Origin of the sequence: Dokdonia sp. Asnod3-C12 (assembly GCF_045063975.1) — a bacterium.
GTDB lineage: Bacteria > Bacteroidota > Bacteroidia > Flavobacteriales > Flavobacteriaceae > Dokdonia.
Genome location: NZ_JBEFNY010000003.1, coordinates 3,351,228 through 3,373,123 on the forward strand (window position 1 = coordinate 3,351,228; position 21,896 = coordinate 3,373,123).

Genomic DNA, 21,896 nt, shown 5'->3' on the forward strand with positions numbered 1-21,896 from the left:
AAGTCCGCTTTCAATCAGAAAGCGGACTTTTTTTTATGCGCTGTTTTTTACAACTACCACTTGTAAAAATTCACTCCAAAATGATGGAATCAGGTGAATACGGTTGAAATGAGCCATATTTTCTCTACAAAAAATCTAAATGGCTCAAAAAGTCCCTACAGAACTAACACAATGAATGATTATTAGCATTGTGGCTAACATATATCAACCAACTTGAAGACATTGGTATTACACATTTTAATCTATGTCATTAATCTAGTTATAATATTCATGTTAATTTCATTAAAAACTTCTTTTCAATTTGTTTTACTGCGCTCAAGGTGACTTCTTTGCTTCATCAATAACAAACAACGTATCTAGTAACAATCAAAAACATCTATTATGAAAACGCAAGTAAACAACAAGCCGCAAGTAAAAACAAACAAAGTATTAGGAATCTATACCATCTTTATGGTGAGCCTCAGTATCTCTTATATAGTAACCACATTTTTACATTTAGGGAATTAATCACTCCGACATTCATCAATCAGCATTCATCAATCTTTACTAATCCATCAAAAACCATCCATTATGAAAACGCAAGCAAACAACAAGCCGCAAGTAAAAACAAATAAAGTATTAGGAATCTATACCGTATTTATGGTAAGCCTCAGTATTTCTTATATAGTCACAACCTTTTTACATTTAGGGAATTAATCACTCCGACATTCATCAATCATCATTCATCATTCATCTATCAGCAATCATCAATCAACATTCATCAATCTTTATCAATCAATTAAAAACAATCAAAAATGATCCAAATTATCATCACTGCACTAGAACTTATCTTCGGATAAATAATTGACCTCTTCACACCGACGAGTTAAGGCCTGCTCTGTGTGTGTTTTTAAAAACTTACTTTAGATATAGCACGTTTTCGCGAAAGCGTACTAATCACATCCCACCCATTCTTTCCGATAGTATATTTTCAGCTACATTTGGGCTTTTATAAATTTGGCACGCTCGTTGGAGTTGTCATCACCAATCAATACCCATTGTACGATGAAAAATTTATTTCTCGCAATCCTTACTACCGTATTTGTAGTAAGCTGCAATTCGGTAAAAAAGACTACTGCAACGCTTAATAGCGGTAATTATGATGACGCCATCGCAATTACTCTTAAAAAGTTGCAACGCAATCCAGATAAAAAGAATAAGCAAGATTTTGTGCTCCTTCTTGAAGATGCGTTTGCAAAAGCATCTGCGCGCGATGCGGATCGTATTTCATTTCTCGTAAAAGAAAATCAGGAAACAAATCTTGAAGAAATATATGAGACCTATGTATCGTTACAAAGACGTCAAGATCGTATAAAACCTATCTTACCTTTACAAGTAATTGACGAGAATAGATCTGCACGTTTTGACTTTGTAAACTACACCGATAAACTCATATCTTCTAAGGAAAAGCTAGCTGCTTCCTTATATAACAGTAGCCTTGACGCTATCACTACAGCATCTTCAAAAGAGGATTATCGTAATATCTATGATGATCTAGCCTACTTAAATACGCTTAAGCCAGGTTATAAGGACATCAAAAATATGATGGAATCTGTACATCTTAAAGGGACAGACTTTGTTGCCGTTACTTTATTTAATGATAGTAATATAGCGTTACCAGTGCGATTAGAAAACGAGCTGTTAGACTTCTCTACCTACGGCCTTAACGATTTCTGGACCGTGTATCATAGCAATCCGCTTAATGAGGTATCCTACGACTACAATATGGAAGTTGCTTTTACAGAGATTAATATTTCACCAGAACGCATCAAAGAAAGAGAGGTGCAACAAGAAAAACTCATTAAAGACGGTACCATCGTTCTAAAGGATGAAGATGGTAATGTGGTTTATGATGAGGACGGAGAGAAAGTTCTGGTAGATAATATGATTACGGTACATTGCACGTACTTTGAGTTTATCCAGAACAAAGCTGTAAATGTAGTAGGCCGCGTGCGCTACTCTGATAGTAATACAAATCAGGTTCTACAATCGCTTCCGCTAGCATCTGAGTTTATTTTTGACCACAGATATGCTACCTATAGAGGTGATAGAAGAGCACTAGAAGATGAGCTTTATGATCGTACTCGCAATAGAGCAGTTCCGTTTCCCACTAATGAGCAAATGGTGTACGACGCTGGTGAAGACCTTAAAAATCGCATTAAGGATATTATTTTAAGAAATAATAACTAGTCTTTATAAACAAATAAAAGCCGTAACGCTATGCGTTACGGCTTTGTTTTTTAGCTACTTTTGACGGTATGCAAACACTCTATAAATTTCTTGCCAAAGTTAACAAGGCAGTACTTCCCTCCTATTCAAAACGTGGTCTCGACCTTACACAAGCTAGTAAAATACAGCTTGCGATTATCGGGTATAGAATCTGGGTTACAAAAAGAGCGTTAGATTAAATCTTTTCGGCGAGTGCTTGTACACTTATCGCTCCATGACTATCTGCATAAACCGCTGTCCCATTTTTGATTAAAATCATTTGCGGACTCTGGTGTATTACTTGAAATTTATATCCCACTTCGTTAGACACTTCTCTGTACGCCTTAAGGTCTAAATAATAAATATCTAACTGATTAGGGTCTATATCGTATTGAGATTCTAATTGGCGTATTACCATACGGCTTATACCACAAGTTGTAGAATGCTTAAAAATTGCCTGTGGCTTCGTTTCAGAATCTTTTGCGATTTGATCGAGTTGCTCTAAAGTGGTTAATTGCTTCCAAGGCATAGGCGCTTTTTCCTCTTTTGGCTCCTTATCTCCTCCAAACATTGAATTGAATATTCCCATTGTAATTAAGTTCTTTTTACAAAGGTAGTCGTTGTGTCTGTGTTACGCTTTCGCGAAAGCGTGAAATAGTTCTTAAATAAGTCATAAAGTCAGCTGATATAAGAGTTTACAAGACACTTTGTCTATAAGCCGCTGTGGAATAATAATTGACTTTAGTCCATCAAACAAAGGACAAACCAAGACATTAAAGAGAGGTACTTATCTCTTTTAAAGTCTATTAAACATATACTATGAATATAAATAATTATACCATAAAATCACAGGAGGCCATCCAGAGAGCACAGCAAATTGCTCAGGAAATGGGCCACCAGCAGATAGAAAATGAGCACATTTTTAAAGCAATCTTTGAAATAGATGAGCACGTTACTCCATTCTTACTTCAAAAGCTTGATGTAAATATTCCGTTATTCCAGCAAGTACTTGATAGTACGTTACAGAGCTATCCAAAAGTATCAGGTGGAGATATTGTACTAGGTCGCGAGGCAAATAGAGCACTCACGGAGGCTAGTATTATTGCTAAAAAAATGAACGATGAGTATGTCTCTATAGAGCATTTGATACTCGCTATTTTTGGAACAAAAAGTAAAGTAGCTCAGATCTTAAAAGATCAAGGAGTGACAGAAAAGCATTTACGCGCAGCGATTGACGAAGTACGTAAAGGAAATCGTGTGACTTCTCAAAGTGCCGAAGAAACCTATAATTCTTTAAACAAATACGCAAAAAACTTAAATGAACTTGCGCGTAATGGCAAACTAGATCCTGTAATAGGACGTGATGAAGAGATACGACGCATATTACAAATCTTAACGCGTCGTACGAAGAACAATCCTATACTTGTAGGAGAGCCAGGTACTGGTAAAACAGCCATTGCCGAGGGTCTAGCGCATAGAATTGTAGATGGCGACATCCCAGAAAACTTGCAGAATAAGCAAATATTTGCCCTCGATATGGGTGCACTTATTGCTGGAGCAAAATTTAAAGGAGAATTTGAAGAACGTCTTAAAGCGGTTATTAAAGAAGTAACAGAAAGTGATGGCGATATCGTACTCTTTATAGATGAGATACACACACTTGTAGGTGCTGGTGGCGGACAAGGAGCAATGGATGCCGCAAACATCCTAAAACCTGCACTAGCTCGAGGTGAACTGCGTGCAATAGGCGCTACTACGCTTGATGAGTATCAAAAATACTTTGAAGCAGATAAGGCACTTGAACGTAGATTTCAAAAAGTGGTGGTAGATGAGCCAGATACGGAGAGTGCAATTTCTATCTTACGTGGTATCAAAGACAAGTACGAGACACACCACAAGGTGCGTATCAAAGATGATGCAATCATCGCAGCGGTAAAATTATCACAACGCTATATTACGAGTAGATTTTTACCAGACAAGGCAATTGACTTGATGGATGAAGCTGCCGCAAAAATGCGTATGGAAATCAACTCTAAGCCAGAAGAGCTGGATGTATTAGACCGTCGTGTGATGCAACTAGAGATTGAGATTGAGGCAATCAAGCGTGAGAAAGATGAAGATAAGCTCAAAAGCCTACGTGCAGATCTTGCAAACCTTAAGGAGGAGCGTAACGATCTCAATGCACAATGGCAATCAGAAAAAGACATTGTAGAGAGTGTACAGACGGCAAAGCAAGACATAGAAAACTATAAAATAGAAGCAGAAATCGCAGAGCGTGAAGGAAACTATGGCCTTGTAGCAGAGTTGCGTTATGGGAAAATCAAGGATGCTCAAGAACATCTAGAAGAACTTCAAAAAGATCTCGCAAGTCATGCAGATACCTCGCTTATTAAAGAGGAAGTAACAAGCGAAGACATTGCAGAAGTTGTAGCAAAATGGACAGGTATTCCTGTTCAAAAGATGTTGCAGGGTGAGCGTGAGAAGTTACTTCAGCTAGAAGACGAGCTGCACAAACGTGTAGTGGGACAACGAGAAGCTATTGTAGCAGTAAGTGATGCTGTACGACGTAGTCGTGCAGGATTGCAAGATCAAAAAAAGCCAATTGGTTCCTTCTTATTTTTAGGAACGACCGGTGTAGGTAAAACAGAACTTGCAAAGGCACTTGCAGAGTATCTCTTTGATGATGAAAATGCAATGACGCGTATTGATATGAGTGAGTATCAAGAGCGTCACAGTGTGAGTCGTCTTGTAGGAGCGCCTCCAGGATACGTAGGTTATGATGAAGGTGGACAGCTTACGGAGGCCGTGCGACGTCGTCCTTACTCGGTGGTATTACTCGATGAGATTGAAAAAGCACACCCAGATACTTTTAACGTGTTATTACAAGTGCTTGATGAAGGTAGACTTACAGATAACAAAGGCCGCACTGCCGACTTTAGAAACTCGATTATTATCATGACCTCAAACATGGGAAGTGAGATTATCAAAGAACGTTTTGAGGCGATTCCAGATGTAGATGCTGCGATGGAGTCTGCAAAAGTTGACGTACTAGGTTTGCTTAAACAAAACATAAGACCAGAATTCTTAAATAGAATAGATGACATTGTGATGTTTAGTCCGCTTACGCGAAAAGATATTAGAGATATTGTGATGTTGCAGTTTAAAGGGATTCAAAAAATGCTCTCTCAACAGAACATTACCCTAGATGCTACAAAACAAGCAATAGATTTTATCTCTGAAGCCGGATTCCAACCAGAATATGGTGCAAGACCTGTTAAGCGAGCAATGCAACGTGAAGTGCTTAACCAGTTATCAAAAGAAATTTTGAGCGGTAAAGTAGCATCTGATAGTGTGATACTCGTAGATTCCTTTGACGATAAATTAGTCTTTAGAAATGAAGCAGAAATTACAGGAGAAGAAGAATAAGGATTAATTGACGATGATGAAAAGTGGATATCTAGCGATAGGTATCCACTTTTTTTTGTGGCCTGATTGCTAAACTTTTAGGGCTGTTTGTGCGGTGACGAATACACTAATAAGTGTATATTTAAGCAATCAATTAAAAGATAATAAAATAGGCACTACCGCAAAAAATCGCACTTGCTTTGTGTAGTGGCTATTGACTACAATTTGACTAAACTATGACCATAACTGAAAAAATTGAACATATTTCCAAGTGGACTGCAGAAAATTTTGAGAAAGAAGTCAATGAAATTAATATAGGAAGTGGTGAGAATGATTTTGCTCAGATAGAAAAAATGGTATCTGAAAAACTACCAAAAGAATTTGTTGAGGTTTATTCTAAATTCAATGGTGAAGGAGGTAATCAATATGGAATTTTATTCGGACTTGAATTCATATCAACTAAAAAAGTAATATCAAATCTTGATTTTGCATTAAGTCTTATTAAACCAACTGAACGAAAAATAATTAACCAAAAAAAGGCAGAAGAAATACTCAATGGAATTTCGGAATTGTTTTTAAAATCTATTCCAAATAAAAAAAAGTTTGGGCTTTTCTCTAAAAAATGGGAGAAAGCATCATTTAATTGTTCACACGAATTATATAGTGGAGTTATGGTCAAGTATAAAAATGGGCAAACCGAAAACTTTAAGGTGAAAGAAAAGTATTCAGACAAAATTTTTGCTCTTGGAAGAGAACTTCATCAATTGGAACAGAAAAACTACAATTGGGATAGCTTAGAATTTGATATGACACCAGATGGTAAATTTACAGTAGAAAGGAAAGATTATGTTTGGGAAGATGAAATTGATTTTTCTTCTTATCCAAAAGATAAAATCAAAAAGAAATATTTCCATTATAAGTGGTTACCTATTTTTCACGATTTTGGAGGGAATTTTATTGGAATTGATCTCGACCCTGACATAAATGGAGTAAAAGGTCAAATCATTATTTTCGGACGTGATGAGGAAAAAATGATTGTTTTAGCTGACAGCTTTGACGAATTCTTGGATTTGTCAATTAAAGAAATGAATGAGAATCCAAAACAATTTATTTCTGAAAATCATATTCACGAAGTATATAAACAAATAAAAAACTGCACCTAACTAAGAACTGAGTAAAAAAATAATAAACTAAGCTCACTATAATCTCCCATAATCACTGGAGATGCAATTGGTTTATGTAGCTGTCTGTTGTATGACATTTTCCAAATTATATGTTGAATGAGAAAAATAGTAAATCTAACCAAACCAAAAGGCTCGATTGTCCGACTTATGATTTTTAATGACGATTATGGTACTTACCTATTCGGATATAAAAAAAATGAGGATTGTGCCGCTGAATGGGATGAGTGGTATGAAACGGAAAATGATGCAATGACATCAGTTTCGAAAAATTATGGAGTTAAGAAATTGGAATGGAAAGAAATCCCAAATCCCGAACCGAATTGTCAACACGATAGGATAAATCCTGTTCGAATTAAAGGACGTGAGAAAGAGAAGCCAGAACATGGGAAATTGGAAAGACTTGTTAATGGAAAATGGATAAAATTTGAGAAGAATTAATAAAAAGTATTGATTGATATGAAATGTAGAAAATAAAGTTTTTTTAAAGCCCTTCTTAACTAGAATTCACACCCCAGAGCCTTCCTCAATTAACCCTTCCGCGAAAGCATCATCCTTCTTAAATACTTGTATATAAACGATCAATTAAAAAATAATAAAACAGGAATATTAGAAGCGTCGATAGCTAACGGGAGATGCGCTTGCTTTATGTAGTATCATGCTGGGATGCATAAGACTCATCAAAACTGATAAAAACTCTTTTTGTATATTTGATGAGTTAACTCAATTAATATGGATATTCAATCAACAAAAATAGAATTAGTAAAAACTATCTTAGCGATAGAAAATAGTGATTTTATTCAAAAAGTAGCTGACTTTGTAAATGCTGAAAAAGTTGATTTTTGGAATGAATTAACTACTTCTGAACAAAGTGAAATTAAAGAAGGAATTAATCAGCTTGATCGCGGAAAAAGAGTTTCTTTTGATTCATTCTTGAAAAAGATTTCTTAATGAAGGTATTCTTATCTGAATTAGCAGAAAGAAAACTCCTGAAACTATCCGAATATCTTTTAGAAAATTGGAATTCAAAAACACGTGATACATTTATTGAAAAGCTAACTGAAAAAATTAAACAGATTTCTTTTCAACCAGAAAGCTGCCCTCAATCTTCAGAACTCAAAGGCTTGTATAAGTGTGTTGTAACAAAACAAACTACCTTTTACTATAGAATTTCGACAGGACTAGACGAAATTGAAATCATTACAATTTTTGATACAAGACAAAATCCTGACAAACTAAGAAAGGATATTTAAAAAAACTCACCATACATAAAACCACTGCGGCTGTTTGCCAAAGAGTATACGTCTCATTTATAGAAAGCTTAATTGAGATTGTGACCGAGACACAACAATATATAGAGTGTCGCGATATTTACAGAAAATTTCAAACTCTTTCTGCGATGCAGAAACACGCAAATAAGTGTAATATTTAAATAATGAAAATTTAAACAGGCACATCGGAAACCTTAATAACTATCGGGAGTCGAGTTCGCTTTTATACTGACTCGTTAACTATAATTTAAGAAATGACAAATATCCAAGCCATAAATAAAATTGAAGAGATAATAAATCGCGGTAATCATTTTACTGATTATGACTTTGGAGGAATAAATGACTTTACTGGAGAAAAGTGTCCCCGTCCTGAAAAAATTGAATGGCTAGTTGAGACATTTAAAGGTTTGATGAATAAGCTTAAAATAGAATTAATGAAGGATCCCAAAGATCCTGAACTAAATTCTTTCGTTTTAGATGAACTCAAGCAATTGGATTCAAGGTTGTTTCTAAAAAGTGAGTTTGAACTATTAATATTGAAATATGGAGAAATACTAATGTTCGGATTAGGTAATAAAACAGCGTATGATTACTTAGGTAAAAATAAAAACTCACTTATATACATAACCTAATGTTAACTCAATTTTATCCGAACTGTAAATGAATAATTTATTTAGAAAGTGGACGAAGAAGAATTCCCTCTGTCAATTTGTGATTACGGAAAGTGTCCTCGTAGAGCATTCTACAATCAATTTGACGAGCGCAATTGCTCAAATTGCAGAATGATTCGTAATTAAAAAACATTGGTATTGTTCGAATTGTAAAACTGCTGAAATTGTCAACAGGGGTCGTAAAACAAAAAACTAATCTAACAACATACTACTCTCCTAATGCTTTAAACATTGATTACTAAAATCAAAACCAACATCTACTAAGGCACGATAAATGTATATAGATGAACGTTAGTTACCATTAACTATCTTTGTAACTGATACATATACCATGAAAAATATTCCATTCCTATTTATACTATTTGTTGCGTTCTCTTTAAGTGCTCAACAAAACTACTATACCTTTCAAGGTGATACCTATGACGAGGAAAGTTTTCAAGCCAAACTAAGATCTATAGAAGAGGTTTACGGTGCGCAAGGAAGTTGGAAATACACTAAAGCCAACTTTAAAGTTCGCCATTCTCGTGTGCGACAAGACTCAATTATACAAGAGGTCGAGGTGATGCTTTCGCAATCTAATAGCGCTCCTTTAGACATTAATGTGGGTGTGAATGGTTTAATTAATAAACCCCTACCCGATTTTCAGTTACAAGATCTTGCAAATGGATTAAAATCTAAGGAGAGTTATAATGATAAAATTACACTCATCAACTTATGGTTTACAAGCTGCCCTCCTTGTATTGCTGAGATTCCATACCTTAATGATCTTAAAAAGCAATATGAAGATCGCGTAAATTTTGTTGCTATCACTTTTGAACCAAAAAGCAAAATCGATGACTTTTTAACCAAGAAACCTTTTGATTTTGAGCACCTAGTAGATGGTGCCAGCTATTTAAAGCAAGATTTAAAAACAAATACCTATCCTAAACTCGTATTTATGGATCGCAATGGTACTGTGCGCTTTGTAGAAAATGCGGTAATGGCTCAAGGAAGAGGTCCAGCAGCAGAATTTACAGAAATTCTTAAGGAACACCTAGATTACTTACTTGCAGATAACTAATGGAAAACACCGTAGAACCAACTCCAGATTACTCCCCACTTGAGGAAAAACTCAACATTTGGACGCATGGTTTTGGTTTTGTTGCAAGTGTAGTTGCATTGGGTTTTTTATGTTTTCGCGAAAGCGTATCAACCACAGCAACCATTAGTCTTATTATTTTTGGAGTAAGTATGTCTGTGCTATATTTTGCATCTACGGCTTACCACAGCGCTGTAAAACCTATACGTAGAGCTAGATTAAAGATATTTGATCATGCGGCTATCTATGTGCTCATTGCAGGTACTTACACACCTTTTACACTTGTAACTCTGGAAGGAAGTACTGGATGGTGGATTTTTGGGATTGCATGGTCTATCGCGTTATTCGGTATTGTTTTAAAACTCTTTTTTACAGGAAGGTTTGATATTCTTTCTACCATACTTTATGTGGCGATGGGATGGCTTATCGTTTTTGCATACAAACCATTACTAGCAAACCTTGACCCAGCTGGTGTGCAATGGCTTTTTACTGGAGGTATTTTATATACGATAGGTGCTGTTCTTTACAGCATTTCTCGCATTCCTTATAATCATGCTATTTTTCATGTGTTTGTTTTGGGAGGCACAGCCTCTCACTTTATTGCAGTTTACAACTACGTAGGAGTTTAAACCTTTTCGAGGATTATAAAACAAAAAATGCCCCTCAATGAGGGGCATTTTTATTGCTAATAATAAGAATCTACAATAGCTTAGTTAAAGATATAACGTAGTCCTAATTGTGCTTGCCATCTGTTTAAAAGACTTGCATCTGTTCCAAATGTTTGAGTAAGCTCTTCATTGAACGTGTATGTAGGTACACCGTCTGCAACGCTTACACTTACTGGCTGGATACTGTTAGGTTGCTCAACAAGTCCCCAATCAGAATTGATAAAGTTTCCTAAGTTAAGAACGTCAACACTAAACTGGATTGTGTTTTTCTTTCCTTTTACATCAAAATTAAAATCTTGTAATAAACGGAAGTCAACACGGCTTCTCCATGGTGCAAGTGCTCCATAACGCTCTGCATATCCACCTCTGTTTTCGCTCAGGTAATCATCTTGCTCGATGTACTGATTAAATGCTGCTGCTTGTTCTGGTGTAGCAAAATTTTGCTGTGATACTTCTCCAGCAGTTGGGATGTAAATAAGGTCGTTAAAGTTACTTCCGTCACCGTTAACATCACCAGCATACGTATAGTTAAAACGTCCTCCTCTAGCCCACTCCGCAAATGTAGAAATGGTAGTAGCAAACTTGCCATCACCATACTCAAATTTCTTTGAAGCTACAGCAATTACTCTGTGTTGATCACCATAACGTGAGTTTGATAATACTGCATCATTTGCATTACCACGTATTGCATTTGCGTTAAAAGCATCACCTGTAATCTCTGCGTCAATAGAGTTTACATTTTTAGAATCTAGGTAGTTATATGCTACACTTGCATAAAGTCCGTTACCAAATGATTTTTCTGCTTTTAACGTAGCGTTAATTGTACGACCGTTATCAGAGTTTGTAAATACATACGCATTTGTAGGTCCGCCAAAGGCATTAGTAGAAAAATCTGAAGCTTGATAAATAGGTCTGTTATCTACTCCTTGTAATGTAGCAGATGGATTATCAAGTGCCCAGTTTTGAACGTGTGCAGCGTTAAGATCTTTTGTGTAAGAGAAGTCTCCTGTAAGTACCACGCCATTATCTAGGCGGTAATCTACACCTATATTAGATCTCCATACTTGTGGCCATTTAAAATCTTGATCTACTGTCTGGTAGAAGAAAAAGTCAACACCTTGTACTTGGTTACCTAACCATACAAAAGGAAAACGACCTGTAAATATCCCTGTTCCTCCACGTACTTGGAAAGTCTTATCTCCTTCTACATCCCAGTTAAAACCTAATCTAGGTGAGAATAAGAATCCATTGTCTGGAAGTACTGTACTATCTAGAAGAATATCTTCTCCCGTTGATGGATCTACATAAACGTTTTCTGGTTGGTACGTTCCTTTACGATCAATGTTCTCTTGAATTTTATCTTCTGTATCAAAGTATAATGGCTTATCAAGACGTAGCCCTAGTGTAAGAGTTAAATCATCTGTTGCTTTCCATTGATCTTGTCCATAAAGAGAGAACTGCCCTACGTTAGTTTCGGCAAGTGCCCATCCAGCTGGATCACCAATAGGAAGACCATTATTCTCGTTAAACTCTGCCTCTGCAGATAAGAAAGTTCCTTGATATTGATTAACTAAGAAATCTTGAAAAGCCACAAGGTCAGTTTCTCCAGTTGTATCATTTACATAATCTGTATCTAGTACTCCATCACCATCAAAATCCATGTCTTGATCGATTGATACACTTCCAAATAAATCAAAACCGTAACCTGTTAAGTTAAATGAGTTGTAGAAGCTAAATTTCTCAAATGACGTTCCTAAAGTAAATGTGTGACTTCCAGAAACAATATTCAAGTTGTTTGTGATTTGGAAAACTTGTTGCTCAAGTACATTTGAAATTGAGAACGGCTCATGACCAGCTATGATATAGTTTTGTCCTCCTTTTGTAATGTTTATAGATGGACCTGGTGTAGAAAAAGGCTTTCTAAAATCATCAAAGAACGTGTAACCTACTTGTAATTTATTTGAGATGTTACTAGCTATGTCGCTATTCCACTCAAACTGGAAAGAATCTATGTTGTTGTTTATTTCATATCCTGCATTTTCAAACTGCAATGTAGTCTGGTTAGGTCCACGAAGTGCAATTGCATTTGGGTTTGCTGGATTTTCCTTAGAAGAGCGTAGTAAGTTATAAACAAGTGCTACACGGTTCTTGTCATTCACGTTCCAATCTAACTTGAAAAGTGCTTTTGTAGAACCTGCATCAAAGTTAAATCCTTCATATCTTCCTGGCTCATAAAAAGAACCGTCTGCATACTGGATACTTCCTAGTGCAGCAGAAACAGCATCAAGATCTGCTGGTAATACGCGAGACTCATTGATTGCTCCAGTATTTCTGTTAGGTGCCCATGGAGCTCCAAGATCTGATCTAGATTCCTTTTCAAAGTTTGCAAAGAAAAATAGTTTGTTTTTGATGATTGGTCCTCCTATAGAGATACCATAAGTATTCTGGCTCTGGTCTGCTACAAAAACGTCATCTCCTCCTACTTTACCTCCAGTAAGATCTTCATTTCTGTAAAAACCGTAAACAGTTCCTTTTACTTCATTAGTACCACTTTTTGTTACTGCATTTACAGAAGCTCCTGTAAATCCAGAAAGCGTTACATCATAAGGAGCTGTACTTACTTGAATTTGCTCAATAGCATCAAGAGATATAGGTTGAGAACCTGTCTGTCCTCCTGGAGTCGCTGCATCAAGTCCAAATGGATTATTGAAAACCGCCCCATCAAGACTAAAGTTGTTATACTGATCGTTACGTCCTCCAAAAGATCCATTACTAGAAGCACTAGGCTCTAGACGGTAAAAATCTGCTGCAGATCTAGATATTGTAGGAAGTGACTTTAATTGTCTCTCACCTACATTTGTCGCTGCACCTGTGCGGCCATCACTAAAAGTATTATTACGAGAACCTGTAATTACTACTTCTTCTAGCGCATTGCTATCTTCACTCAGTGTTACTTCAACGTTGTACGTTTCTCCTAGATTAAGAGTTACGCCTGTAAATTCCTGACTTTGGAAACCTACATAGCTCATTGTGATCGTATAAGGTCCACCCACACGTAGGTTTAATAGACTAAAACGACCGTCAAAGTTTGTAATAGCTCCGTACTTTGTACCTGTAGGAGTGTGTACTGCAAGTACATTTGCCCCTGGCAAAGTCTCGCTACCTCCATTTACTACTCCCGAAATAGAGGAAGTAGTTACTTGTGCTTGCAAACTAAAAGCGCCAAGTACTACAATTAATAAGAAAATTTTTTTGAACATAAAGTTTGAATTTGTTTCCCGTAAAAATACTAGAGTAAATCAAGGTAGACGCTCATTTTAGTAACATTTCTTTAGCATTTTCTTAACAATTGTTAAATACTTTTTAGGTGCGCTTTCGCGAAAGCGTAAAATCATCACAAACAATATCGATAACACCTCATTATCATCATGTTATCAATCCAAAATATTCTAAAATAACTTATTTAATTCACAAACAACAATTTCACATGTACTCTATAAAATATGATAACTCATGAATGAATAATTATCTTTGCAGTCTATGACAAGTAACCAAAAAACGCAAAAACAAATCCTTGCCAAGCTAGGGATTAAGACCCTCAATGAGATGCAAGAAGCAGCTCAACTAGCAATACAATCTGCAAGAGAGGTGATATTACTATCTCCTACGGGTACTGGTAAAACACTCGCTTTTTTATTACCTGTAATAGAAGCACTTGATCCAGATTGTGAAGAAGTGCAATTACTTATTGTCGTTCCTTCACGCGAGCTTGCTATCCAGATAGAAAATGTAGCTCGTAACATGGGGACTGGATATAAAATTCATGCTGCTTATGGTGGGCAAAGTTTTAATACAGATAGGCAAGCTATAAAACATCGTCCAGCTATTTTAATAGGTACGCCTGGTAGAGTAGCAGACCATATGCGCAGAGAGACATTTTCTACAGATCACATTAAAACTTTAATTCTAGACGAATTTGATAAATCACTAGAGGTAGGTTTTGAAGGAGAAATGACAGAAATCCTTAGTTTTCTACCGGCTCTAGAAAAGAAAGTGCTTACCTCTGCTACACAAGGAATAGAGATCCCAAAGTTTGTAGGCCTTACTACTCCGGTAGAAGTAGACTACTTGCATGAAGGAGGATCAAAACTTGAGATAAAAGCTATTGTATCCCCAGATAAGGATAAGCTAGATATGCTTGTTAAGGCGTTGTGCCATCTAGGCGATCAGCCAGGGATTATCTTTTGCAATTTCAAAGGAACTATCGCACGTATAAGTGAATACCTTAGTGATCGTGGTATTGCTCACGGGACTTTTTATGGTGGTATGGAACAAAGAGAGCGTGAACTGTCGTTACTTAAGTTTCGTAACGGTACGCACCAATTACTACTTGCAACAGATCTTGCAGCCCGTGGTATTGATGTGCCAGAAATAAAATTCATACTACACTACCACTTACCTATTCATGCAGAAGAGTTTACGCACCGTAATGGTCGTACAGCTCGTATGCAGTCTGAAGGTACAGCATACGTATTACACTGGAAAGATGAGAAACTTCCAGAGTTTATGCCACAAATGGATGAAGAGTTCATACATGACAAAGGTATACCTGACGGATCACAATGGCGAACTTTAGAGCTTTCTGGAGGACGTAAGGATAAGATTTCTAAAGGTGATATTGCTGGTTTCTTTTTTAAAGAAGGAAACATAGATAGAGAACATCTAGGTACTATAGAGGTCAAAAATTTACAATCATTTGTAGCTGTACATAAAAGTATTGCAGAAGAAATGATACAAAGACTAGATAATAAGCGACTTAAAAAGGCAAAACTAAGAATACAACACGCCTAGAGAAGCATTTGTAAAACAGAAAAGGATTGTAAAAACTACATTTAATAAGTAGTCTTTACAATCCTTTTTTAATGATAACCAATTTTGGTTATAAGAATTATTTTACTTCTACAAAGCGAGCAAACCATTTATAAAGGTCTCCTCTAGTTATCACAGCACCCTCACTTATAAGTTTAAACTTATCTGCATTACGATCTGCGCTATAATCTTTGCTTGCACTCATAAAAACAACATCATCATCCCCTAAGTTTTCTTTAAGCCATGCATAGCCTTCGGCAGTGGTGATGTCTATATCTTCCTTATTGATTTTTACAGCAATAAGTGACATATTATTTTCTCCTAGTAAGAATAAGTGCATCTGGTTAGGAGATACGTGCTCTAGGTATTGTGCTTTGGTAAGCACACCTTCCCACACAAGATCTGAGAAAACATCTATTTCCTCTTCGGCTACTTGTGGTTGTTTTTCTTTAATGGTTGCCCATTCATCACCAGTGATAGATTGCGTTGCTAGAAAATTTATAAATTCTGGCTTTAATTCTTCTAGTTGTTCTTTTGTAAGGCGAGCGTATTTCATTGTGAATCACTTTTTCGCGTAAGCGTATTAAAAAATAAATTTCATAAAAAAGCCGTCCTTACGGTTGTAAGAACGGCTTTTCATATAATGTCTAATGACTTAGTTAGCCTCTGCTACTACGTCAAAAGGAAGTGTAGCTACCACATTTTTGTGGAAACGTACTTTTGCTTCATAATTACCTAAGCGTTTTACAACATTTCCTGCGATAGAAATAAATTTCTTATCGATAGAAACACCTTCTTTTGCTAGGTATTCTGCAACGTCTGCATTGTTAATAGATCCAAAAAGCTTGTCTCCATCTCCAGTTTTTGCAGTAATCTTAACTTCAAGTCCGTTAAGTTTATCTGCTTGCTTCTGTGCATCGTCCACAAATTTTTGTTCTTTGTGGGCGCGTTGCTTAAGGTTCTCTGCAAGTACTTTCTTTGCGCTAGGCGTTGCAAGTACAGCATGACCATTAGGGATTAGGTAATTTCTACCGTATCCGTTTTTTACTTCTACTAGATCGTCTGCAAATCCTAGATTTTCAACGTCCTTCTTTAATATAAGTTCCATCTGTTATCTAGTTTCTATTTGTATAAATCAGTTACATAAGGCATCAATGCAAGGTGACGTGCGCGTTTTACTGCTACAGACACTTTACGTTGGTACTTTAAAGAAGTTCCTGTAAGACGACGTGGTAACAATTTACCTTGCTCGTTTACAAAACCTGCTAGCCAGTCTGCATCTTTGTAATCGATATACTTGATACCAGATTTCTTAAAACGACAGTACTTCTTTGCTTTGTTAGTCTCAATGTTAAGAGGCGTAAGATATCTGATATCTCCGTCCTTCTTTCCTTTTGCTTGTTGTTGTAAAGATGCCATAACTTACGCTTTTTGCTTTTTTAGTTTTTCACGTCTTCTTTCAGCCCACGAGATCGCGTGCTTATCAAGTGCTACCGTAAGGTAACGCATCACACGTTCGTCACGGCGAAAAGCTAGTTCGTAATCATTGATAGCTTGTCCATCAACAGTAAATTCAAGTAAGTGGTAAAAACCGCTTTTCTTGTTTTGGATAGGATATGCAAGCTTTTTTAAGCCCCAATCCTCTTTACTAATCATCTTAGCGCCCTTTTCTTTAAGAAGACCTTCGTACTTCTTTACTGTTTCCTTTATCTGATCATCAGATAAAACGGGATTCAAGATGAAAACAGTTTCGTAATGGTTCATATAATATGAGTTTAATTAAAAATGAGTGCAAAAGTAACGATTTACTTTTAATATTCAAATAGCATATTGTTTATAAATTGTAAAAAAATGCTACCTTAATTATAGAATCTCATTTTTAGCTTTTTGCTTTCGCGAAAAAGTGAATTTACAGAATCCACGCAATTACTATATAATAAGGACACTTCTCAAGGTTGTTCTAATTATCATCTAGTTCATAGATTATAATTAAAGCTAAATCGTGTAAAAACTGAAATTCTAGGTCTCTTTAATTTGTCTAAACCTACGCCCAATCGTCAATAGTCAAATTTTTACCGATTAAGACGTTAAAATCGCCGTTCCCTATGAGAATAAAGGAAAAATCATTCGACCAATCGCACGAATACCCGATGAAAGTCATGATTTTGTTGGTAAATAGGTTATTTTTACTTAATATTGACAAACTTAACCTAATTTAAATACTAATTGCTGTGGAAGGAGTACTATTAGACTGCGCAGTTGTGGATGATTCAAGTTTACAACGTCTAGCTATCGTAAAGATGATCAATGATCACCCTAACTTACGACTAGTTGCCGAATATAACAATGCCATAGAAACTAAAAATGGTCTTATCGAGACTAAAGTAGACCTGCTTTTTCTTGATATAGAAATGCCTATCCTCTCTGGATTTGATTTACTTGATGATCTAATCCATAAGCCACAGATTATATTTGTGACAGGTAAAACAAAATACGCTTACAAGGCTTTTAACTATAACGCAATCGATTACTTACGTAAACCACTTACTAAGGATCGCTTTACAAATGCGGTTTATAAAGCAATAAGCTTACACAAACTAAAAACTGAAGGTGCTGTCGAAGATGATGACTATATCTTTGTAAAAAGTAACCTAAAGAAAAAGAAAGTGATGCTCAATGAGCTTAAATATATCACTGCTCTTGGAGATTACGTAAAGTTAGTTACTGTGCATGATCCTATTGTTGTACTTGCAACGATGAAATCATTTGTAGCACAATTACCACCAGAACGTTTTATGCGTATACACAAGTCTTACATTATCAATATAGATAAGGTAGATAAATACAACAGTAGAAATATTGAGATAGACGGAGAAAAAATTCCTTTATCGAGACATAAAAAGTCAGAGCTTATAGATGCTCTATCTGCATAAGTAGACGTTAGACAAAATTTAGATATAAAATTAAAAATCCCGCTCGTTGAGTGGGATTTTTTATGCGGTTAATTTAATCTATTATAATTGTTGTGACATTTAAACGTTGTAGCTTTAATATAACCATTATCCATTTTTGAAAAATCTTTTACACTTAATCGCAATCATAGCACTAACCATTGTTACTCAAATAGGCGGTGCTGTTTATGTAGTTACACTATTAACGCTACAACAAGTAAAGAGCAAATCAATTTTAAAAGGATCTTCTCTGTTTATTTTTCTATATTTAATAGCAACATTTCTGGTTACACCAATTCTAGCGCCAATTTTTGGACGAGAAAAAATTAAAGAAACAGAATTTCTAGAAGCACATTCCTTCTTTTACAAGCTAGCTAATAGGGATTACGTCAAGCCAGAATTACAGCAACTACTTGACAACACCTCTAAAGCCTACGCAAAAAGTAATAAAAATATAAAGCTCATTCATTTAGACGCCAGCTTTCCATTTTTTGACAAATTTCCATTACTCCCTCATTTAAGTCATAACGATGGAAAAAAAATAGACATCTCCCTTGTATATCAAGACGACAACGCAGAAATTACAAATAGAAAAAAGTCAGTAAGTGGATATGGTGTTTTTGAGAATCCTCAAGTTAGAGAGTATAATCAGAATTTGGCTTGCCAAAAACGCGGGTTTTGGCAATATGACTTCCCCAAATACTTATCTTTTGGAACTATAAATGATGATATTATATTTTCAAACAGCGGAACAAAAAACCTTATTAGTGAAATCTTAAAGGATAATAATCTAAGCAAACTATTTATAGAGCCTCATCTAAAAAGTCGCTTAAACCTTTCTAATAATAAAATTAGATTTCACGGTTGTCGTGCTGTTAGACATGATGACCATATCCATATCCATATCCAGATAAAATAAGTGCTATATTTTATATTCAACTAAATTTAGTTTGAGACTTAAACTTGAAAATCTAAACTATTAATAACAATCCACATCTATCACAAGTCGTACACTTCTATAAGGAGCAATAGCATTAAAACTTGTCACAACCCGCTTTATTGCTTTCTTAGTCTCTAATAATTTCTGACGGCGACTTATCTTAATTAGTACATTACGCCTATATTGATTTCGTATCCTTGCCACAGAAGGAGTCTCTGGGCCTAAGACTGCGTCTGGCCCTAACGTTTGCCTTAGTGCTTTTGCGAGCCAGATACTAGCCTCTTCTATTTTTTGATAATCTCTATGCTTTAATGTAATCCGTATCAATCTATGAAACGGTGGATACTTAAAATTACGACGCTCTTCTAATTGCTCCTTGTACATCTCCTCAAACTTATTTGCAGAGACCTGCTGTAAGATTTGATGATAAGGATTATACGTCTGCACAAGTACTTTACCTTGCTTTTCTGTTCGCCCTGCCCTACCCGATACTTGAGCAATCAATTGGTAACTGCGTTCATGCGCTCTAAAATCTGGAAAATTGAGCATACTATCTGCATTCATGATTCCTACAAGAGTTACATTTCTAAAATCTAATCCTTTGGTAAGCATTTGCGTACCTACAAGAATATCTATTTGCTCTTGTTCAAAGGCAGTAATAAGCTTTTCAAATCCATACTTACCTCTAGTAGTATCAGAATCCATTCTTGCAATAGATTTGTCTGGATACAGCTCTTTCAGTTCTAATTCTATTTGCTCTGTTCCAAAGCCCTTTGTAGTAAGCTCTGCGCTACCACAAGCCATACATTTTTGCTGTAATGCGATATTATAACCACAATAATGACAACGTAGTTGTGATCTGTATTTATGATAGGTAAGACTTACATCACAATTAGGACATTGCGGTGCGTGACCACAAGTAGTACATTCTAATATAGGTGAGAAACCCCTACGGTTTTGAAAGAGAATTACTTGCTCCCCTAATGCTAGTGCATCTGTAATTGCGCGTATTAAGGTGTCAGAAAAGTGACCCGTCATCTCACGTTTTTTGCTTTTCTCCTTAATATCTACAAGATTAATCTCAGGCATTAAAATACCTCCATGTCGTTGTTTTAAAGACACATAACCATATTTCCCTTGCTGTGCGTTGTATACTGTTTCTATAGATGGCGTTGCAGACCCTAGTAATACTTTTGCTTTAAACATTGCTCCTAGCACAATAGCAGCATCACGAGCATGATACCTAGGTGCAGGGTCGTATTGCTTAAAACTACTCTCATGTTCCTCGTCTACAACTATAAATTTTAAATCTCTAAAGGGTAATAAAAGTGCACTACGTGCCCCAATAATGATTTGAGCTTTATCCAGCTTTTTCAATACATTATTCCACACCTCTACTCGCTCGTTTACTGAGTATTTGGAGTGAAAAATCGCTACGCGCTCACCAAAGTATGTTTGTAGCCTAGTTATTAACTGCGTAGTAAGTGCTATCTCTGGAAGTAAGTAGAGTGTTTGATCACCAGATTCAAGCATCTCTTCAATAAGCTGCACATAAATCTCCGTTTTACCCGATGCAGTTACTCCATGCAACAAGGCTACATCTTTAGTTTCAAAATGACTTTTTATCTCATTATAAGCCGTCTGCTGGTATTCATTGAGAACCTTCGTTTCAAAAACTTCACCGTCAAAACCTACGCGGTCTTGGCGTTTCTGATACGTTTGAAAAACACCTTTATCCACCAGCGCCTTGAGCTGACTAGCAGTAGCGCCAGATGCTTTTTGTAAATCTTGAGATGAGATAGGTTTATTTGTTTTCGCTTTAAGCGAAAAAAATGTGAGCACCATTTCTCTTTGTTTTGGAGCTCGAGATAATTCTTCTAGTACATTAGTTAGCCCTTCCTCGCCTTCATATGCTGGCGCAATAGTGATAAATTTTACAAGCTTAGGTACGTATTGCTCATAAATCTCTTCTTGCATCTCAATCACACCTTGATCAATTAAACGCTGTATAGATGGAAGGATTTTCTTCTTGTCTAGAATATCCATCACCTCATGAACCTTTAATTCTGAACGATGTTGCAAAGCTTCATAAATAAGAAACTCATCATCCTTAAGTGATGTCTCATCTATATCAAGCCCATCTTCCTTAAGTCTTATCACAGTCTCACTTTCCAGTAAGAAAGCCTTAGGGAGCGCAGCACGCATTACCTCTCCTTCGGTACACATGTAGTAATCTGCAATCCAACTCCAGAATTTGAGCTGCTCCTCTGTGACTATTGGGTCCTCATCTAGAATTTGCTGTATTTCCTTGGCTTCATAAATTGTAGGCGCCTGCTGATGTTTGTTTTTTACGATAGAAGCATATACTTTCTTTTTACCAAAAGGAACAGCAACCCGCATCCCTTTTTGAATATAGTTATACTCTGCCTCAGAGACGAGGTACGTAAACGTATTCTCTACAGGGATAGGAAGTATAACATCTATAAAATAAGGCATAGCAAATTGTGATAAGAAAGTATGAATATACAAAGTTACAGAAGCAGATCAAACGTAGGTGCTAATCGTAAATAAAAAGAACATTGATGTTTGACATACGCTTTCGCGAAAGCATAAAA

The 21,896-nt window shown here is 36.1% G+C and carries 22 protein-coding genes; 15 read left to right on the top strand and 7 right to left on the bottom strand.

The window, feature by feature from the left end; genetic code table 11:
• The first annotated feature begins 381 nt into the window (after positions 1-381).
• The 4 genes from ACJJVW_RS15055 to ACJJVW_RS15070 all read left to right on the top strand — a co-directional run bounded on the left by ACJJVW_RS15055 (position 382) and on the right by ACJJVW_RS15070 (position 2,447).
• Entirely contained in the window at positions 382-507 is a 126-nt protein-coding gene (locus ACJJVW_RS15055; protein ID WP_298325228.1) for a hypothetical protein, read from the top strand.
• 63 nt (positions 508-570) lie between these two features.
• Positions 571-696: a hypothetical protein gene (locus ACJJVW_RS15060; RefSeq protein WP_379953211.1), complete on the top strand. Its 126-nt coding sequence runs from the start codon at positions 571-573 to the stop codon at positions 694-696.
• Positions 697-1,044: 348 nt separating this feature from the next.
• Entirely contained in the window at positions 1,045-2,229 is a 1,185-nt protein-coding gene (locus ACJJVW_RS15065) for a hypothetical protein (RefSeq protein ID WP_405252939.1), read from the top strand.
• 68 nt (positions 2,230-2,297) lie between these two features.
• Positions 2,298-2,447, top strand: coding sequence for an SsrA-binding protein (locus ACJJVW_RS15070; RefSeq protein ID WP_405252941.1), 150 nt, complete (start codon positions 2,298-2,300; stop codon positions 2,445-2,447).
• Here the strand turns inward: ACJJVW_RS15070 and ytxJ are convergent.
• A complete protein-coding gene (gene ytxJ / locus ACJJVW_RS15075) occupies positions 2,444-2,836 on the bottom strand; it encodes a bacillithiol system redox-active protein YtxJ (protein WP_405252943.1) in 393 nt (130 codons plus the stop codon). The genes ACJJVW_RS15070 and ytxJ overlap by 4 nt on opposite strands.
• A 230-nt stretch (positions 2,837-3,066) precedes the next feature.
• On the opposite strand from ytxJ, the gene clpB reads away from it, so the two are divergent.
• The 8 genes from clpB to ACJJVW_RS15115 all read left to right on the top strand — a co-directional run bounded on the left by clpB (position 3,067) and on the right by ACJJVW_RS15115 (position 10,482).
• Positions 3,067-5,673, top strand: a complete 2,607-nt coding sequence (clpB, locus tag ACJJVW_RS15080; protein WP_405252945.1) for an ATP-dependent chaperone ClpB — start codon at positions 3,067-3,069, stop codon at positions 5,671-5,673.
• 215 nt (positions 5,674-5,888) lie between these two features.
• Positions 5,889-6,815 carry an SMI1/KNR4 family protein gene (locus ACJJVW_RS15085; RefSeq protein WP_405252947.1) on the top strand — a complete coding sequence of 309 codons (927 nt, stop codon included), beginning with the start codon at positions 5,889-5,891 and terminating at the stop codon, positions 6,813-6,815.
• 117 nt (positions 6,816-6,932) lie between these two features.
• Positions 6,933-7,274 carry a hypothetical protein gene (locus ACJJVW_RS15090; RefSeq protein WP_405252949.1) on the top strand — a complete coding sequence of 114 codons (342 nt, stop codon included), beginning with the start codon at positions 6,933-6,935 and terminating at the stop codon, positions 7,272-7,274.
• 291 nt (positions 7,275-7,565) lie between these two features.
• Positions 7,566-7,784, top strand: coding sequence for a hypothetical protein (locus ACJJVW_RS15095; protein WP_405252951.1), 219 nt, complete (start codon positions 7,566-7,568; stop codon positions 7,782-7,784).
• Positions 7,784-8,086, top strand: a complete 303-nt coding sequence (locus ACJJVW_RS15100) for a type II toxin-antitoxin system RelE/ParE family toxin (RefSeq protein ID WP_405252953.1) — start codon at positions 7,784-7,786, stop codon at positions 8,084-8,086. The genes ACJJVW_RS15095 and ACJJVW_RS15100 overlap by 1 nt, the downstream gene beginning before the upstream one ends.
• A gap of 272 nt (positions 8,087-8,358) precedes the next feature.
• Positions 8,359-8,736 carry a hypothetical protein gene (locus ACJJVW_RS15105; protein ID WP_339844318.1) on the top strand — a complete coding sequence of 126 codons (378 nt, stop codon included), beginning with the start codon at positions 8,359-8,361 and terminating at the stop codon, positions 8,734-8,736.
• A gap of 370 nt (positions 8,737-9,106) precedes the next feature.
• Entirely contained in the window at positions 9,107-9,835 is a 729-nt protein-coding gene (locus ACJJVW_RS15110) for a TlpA disulfide reductase family protein (RefSeq protein ID WP_339844315.1), read from the top strand.
• The gene (locus ACJJVW_RS15115; protein WP_405252956.1) at positions 9,835-10,482 is read left to right on the top strand and encodes a hemolysin III family protein; all 648 of its coding nucleotides are present in this window, start codon (positions 9,835-9,837) and stop codon (positions 10,480-10,482) included. The genes ACJJVW_RS15110 and ACJJVW_RS15115 overlap by 1 nt, the downstream gene beginning before the upstream one ends.
• 80 nt (positions 10,483-10,562) lie before the next feature.
• Here ACJJVW_RS15115 and ACJJVW_RS15120 read toward each other — a convergent pair whose 3' ends face one another.
• Positions 10,563-13,781 (bottom strand): TonB-dependent receptor domain-containing protein, encoded by a 3,219-nt coding sequence (locus ACJJVW_RS15120; RefSeq protein ID WP_405252958.1) that lies wholly within the window; start codon positions 13,779-13,781, stop codon positions 10,563-10,565.
• 280 nt (positions 13,782-14,061) lie between these two features.
• On the opposite strand from ACJJVW_RS15120, the gene ACJJVW_RS15125 reads away from it, so the two are divergent.
• Complete coding sequence (locus ACJJVW_RS15125; protein WP_405252960.1) at positions 14,062-15,372, top strand: DEAD/DEAH box helicase; 1,311 nt, start codon at positions 14,062-14,064, stop codon at positions 15,370-15,372.
• Positions 15,373-15,469: 97 nt separating this feature from the next.
• Here ACJJVW_RS15125 and ACJJVW_RS15130 read toward each other — a convergent pair whose 3' ends face one another.
• The 4 genes from ACJJVW_RS15130 to rpsF form a co-directional block, all read right to left on the bottom strand.
• Positions 15,470-15,946, bottom strand: coding sequence for a DUF6495 family protein (locus ACJJVW_RS15130; RefSeq protein ID WP_013752087.1), 477 nt, complete (start codon positions 15,944-15,946; stop codon positions 15,470-15,472).
• A 99-nt stretch (positions 15,947-16,045) separates the two neighbouring features.
• Positions 16,046-16,498, bottom strand: a complete 453-nt coding sequence (gene rplI / locus ACJJVW_RS15135) for a 50S ribosomal protein L9 (RefSeq protein ID WP_013752086.1) — start codon at positions 16,496-16,498, stop codon at positions 16,046-16,048.
• Positions 16,499-16,512: 14 nt separating this feature from the next.
• Positions 16,513-16,809, bottom strand: coding sequence for a 30S ribosomal protein S18 (gene rpsR, locus ACJJVW_RS15140; RefSeq protein WP_108878900.1), 297 nt, complete (start codon positions 16,807-16,809; stop codon positions 16,513-16,515).
• A gap of 3 nt (positions 16,810-16,812) precedes the next feature.
• Positions 16,813-17,154, bottom strand: coding sequence for a 30S ribosomal protein S6 (rpsF, locus tag ACJJVW_RS15145; RefSeq protein WP_035336833.1), 342 nt, complete (start codon positions 17,152-17,154; stop codon positions 16,813-16,815).
• Positions 17,155-17,621: 467 nt separating this feature from the next.
• Between rpsF and ACJJVW_RS15150 the strand changes: the two genes are divergently transcribed.
• Both ACJJVW_RS15150 and ACJJVW_RS15155 read left to right on the top strand, forming a co-directional pair.
• Positions 17,622-18,323 carry a LytTR family DNA-binding domain-containing protein gene (locus tag ACJJVW_RS15150; protein WP_013752083.1) on the top strand — a complete coding sequence of 234 codons (702 nt, stop codon included), beginning with the start codon at positions 17,622-17,624 and terminating at the stop codon, positions 18,321-18,323.
• 136 nt (positions 18,324-18,459) lie between these two features.
• Positions 18,460-19,260, top strand: coding sequence for a hypothetical protein (locus tag ACJJVW_RS15155; RefSeq protein ID WP_405252962.1), 801 nt, complete (start codon positions 18,460-18,462; stop codon positions 19,258-19,260).
• A gap of 60 nt (positions 19,261-19,320) precedes the next feature.
• Here the strand turns inward: ACJJVW_RS15155 and priA are convergent, their stop codons facing one another.
• Positions 19,321-21,777: a primosomal protein N' gene (priA, locus tag ACJJVW_RS15160; RefSeq protein WP_405252964.1), complete on the bottom strand. Its 2,457-nt coding sequence runs from the start codon at positions 21,775-21,777 to the stop codon at positions 19,321-19,323.
• Positions 21,778-21,896: the final 119 nt, after the last annotated feature.

Bases quoted from the DNA above. Each gene is read 5' to 3' on its own strand.
- clpB (WP_405252945.1), top strand. From the start codon at position 3,067: ATGAATATAAATAATTATACCATAAAATCACAGGAGGCCATCCAGAGA.
- ACJJVW_RS15095 (WP_405252951.1), top strand. From the start codon at position 7,566: ATGGATATTCAATCAACAAAAATAGAATTAGTAAAAACTATCTTAGCG.
- ACJJVW_RS15105 (WP_339844318.1), top strand. From the start codon at position 8,359: ATGACAAATATCCAAGCCATAAATAAAATTGAAGAGATAATAAATCGC.
- ACJJVW_RS15090 (WP_405252949.1), top strand. From the start codon at position 6,933: ATGAGAAAAATAGTAAATCTAACCAAACCAAAAGGCTCGATTGTCCGA.
- ACJJVW_RS15065 (WP_405252939.1), top strand. From the start codon at position 1,045: ATGAAAAATTTATTTCTCGCAATCCTTACTACCGTATTTGTAGTAAGC.
- ACJJVW_RS15085 (WP_405252947.1), top strand. From the start codon at position 5,889: ATGACCATAACTGAAAAAATTGAACATATTTCCAAGTGGACTGCAGAA.
- rplI (WP_013752086.1), bottom strand. From the start codon at position 16,498: ATGGAACTTATATTAAAGAAGGACGTTGAAAATCTAGGATTTGCAGAC.
- ACJJVW_RS15125 (WP_405252960.1), top strand. From the start codon at position 14,062: ATGACAAGTAACCAAAAAACGCAAAAACAAATCCTTGCCAAGCTAGGG.
- ytxJ (WP_405252943.1), bottom strand. From the start codon at position 2,836: ATGGGAATATTCAATTCAATGTTTGGAGGAGATAAGGAGCCAAAAGAG.
- ACJJVW_RS15070 (WP_405252941.1), top strand. From the start codon at position 2,298: ATGCAAACACTCTATAAATTTCTTGCCAAAGTTAACAAGGCAGTACTT.
- ACJJVW_RS15055 (WP_298325228.1), top strand. From the start codon at position 382: ATGAAAACGCAAGTAAACAACAAGCCGCAAGTAAAAACAAACAAAGTA.
- ACJJVW_RS15120 (WP_405252958.1), bottom strand. From the start codon at position 13,781: ATGTTCAAAAAAATTTTCTTATTAATTGTAGTACTTGGCGCTTTTAGT.
- rpsF (WP_035336833.1), bottom strand. From the start codon at position 17,154: ATGAACCATTACGAAACTGTTTTCATCTTGAATCCCGTTTTATCTGAT.
- ACJJVW_RS15110 (WP_339844315.1), top strand. From the start codon at position 9,107: ATGAAAAATATTCCATTCCTATTTATACTATTTGTTGCGTTCTCTTTA.
- ACJJVW_RS15060 (WP_379953211.1), top strand. From the start codon at position 571: ATGAAAACGCAAGCAAACAACAAGCCGCAAGTAAAAACAAATAAAGTA.
- ACJJVW_RS15100 (WP_405252953.1), top strand. From the start codon at position 7,784: ATGAAGGTATTCTTATCTGAATTAGCAGAAAGAAAACTCCTGAAACTA.
- ACJJVW_RS15115 (WP_405252956.1), top strand. From the start codon at position 9,835: ATGGAAAACACCGTAGAACCAACTCCAGATTACTCCCCACTTGAGGAA.
- priA (WP_405252964.1), bottom strand. From the start codon at position 21,777: ATGCCTTATTTTATAGATGTTATACTTCCTATCCCTGTAGAGAATACG.
- ACJJVW_RS15130 (WP_013752087.1), bottom strand. From the start codon at position 15,946: ATGAAATACGCTCGCCTTACAAAAGAACAACTAGAAGAATTAAAGCCA.
- rpsR (WP_108878900.1), bottom strand. From the start codon at position 16,809: ATGGCATCTTTACAACAACAAGCAAAAGGAAAGAAGGACGGAGATATC.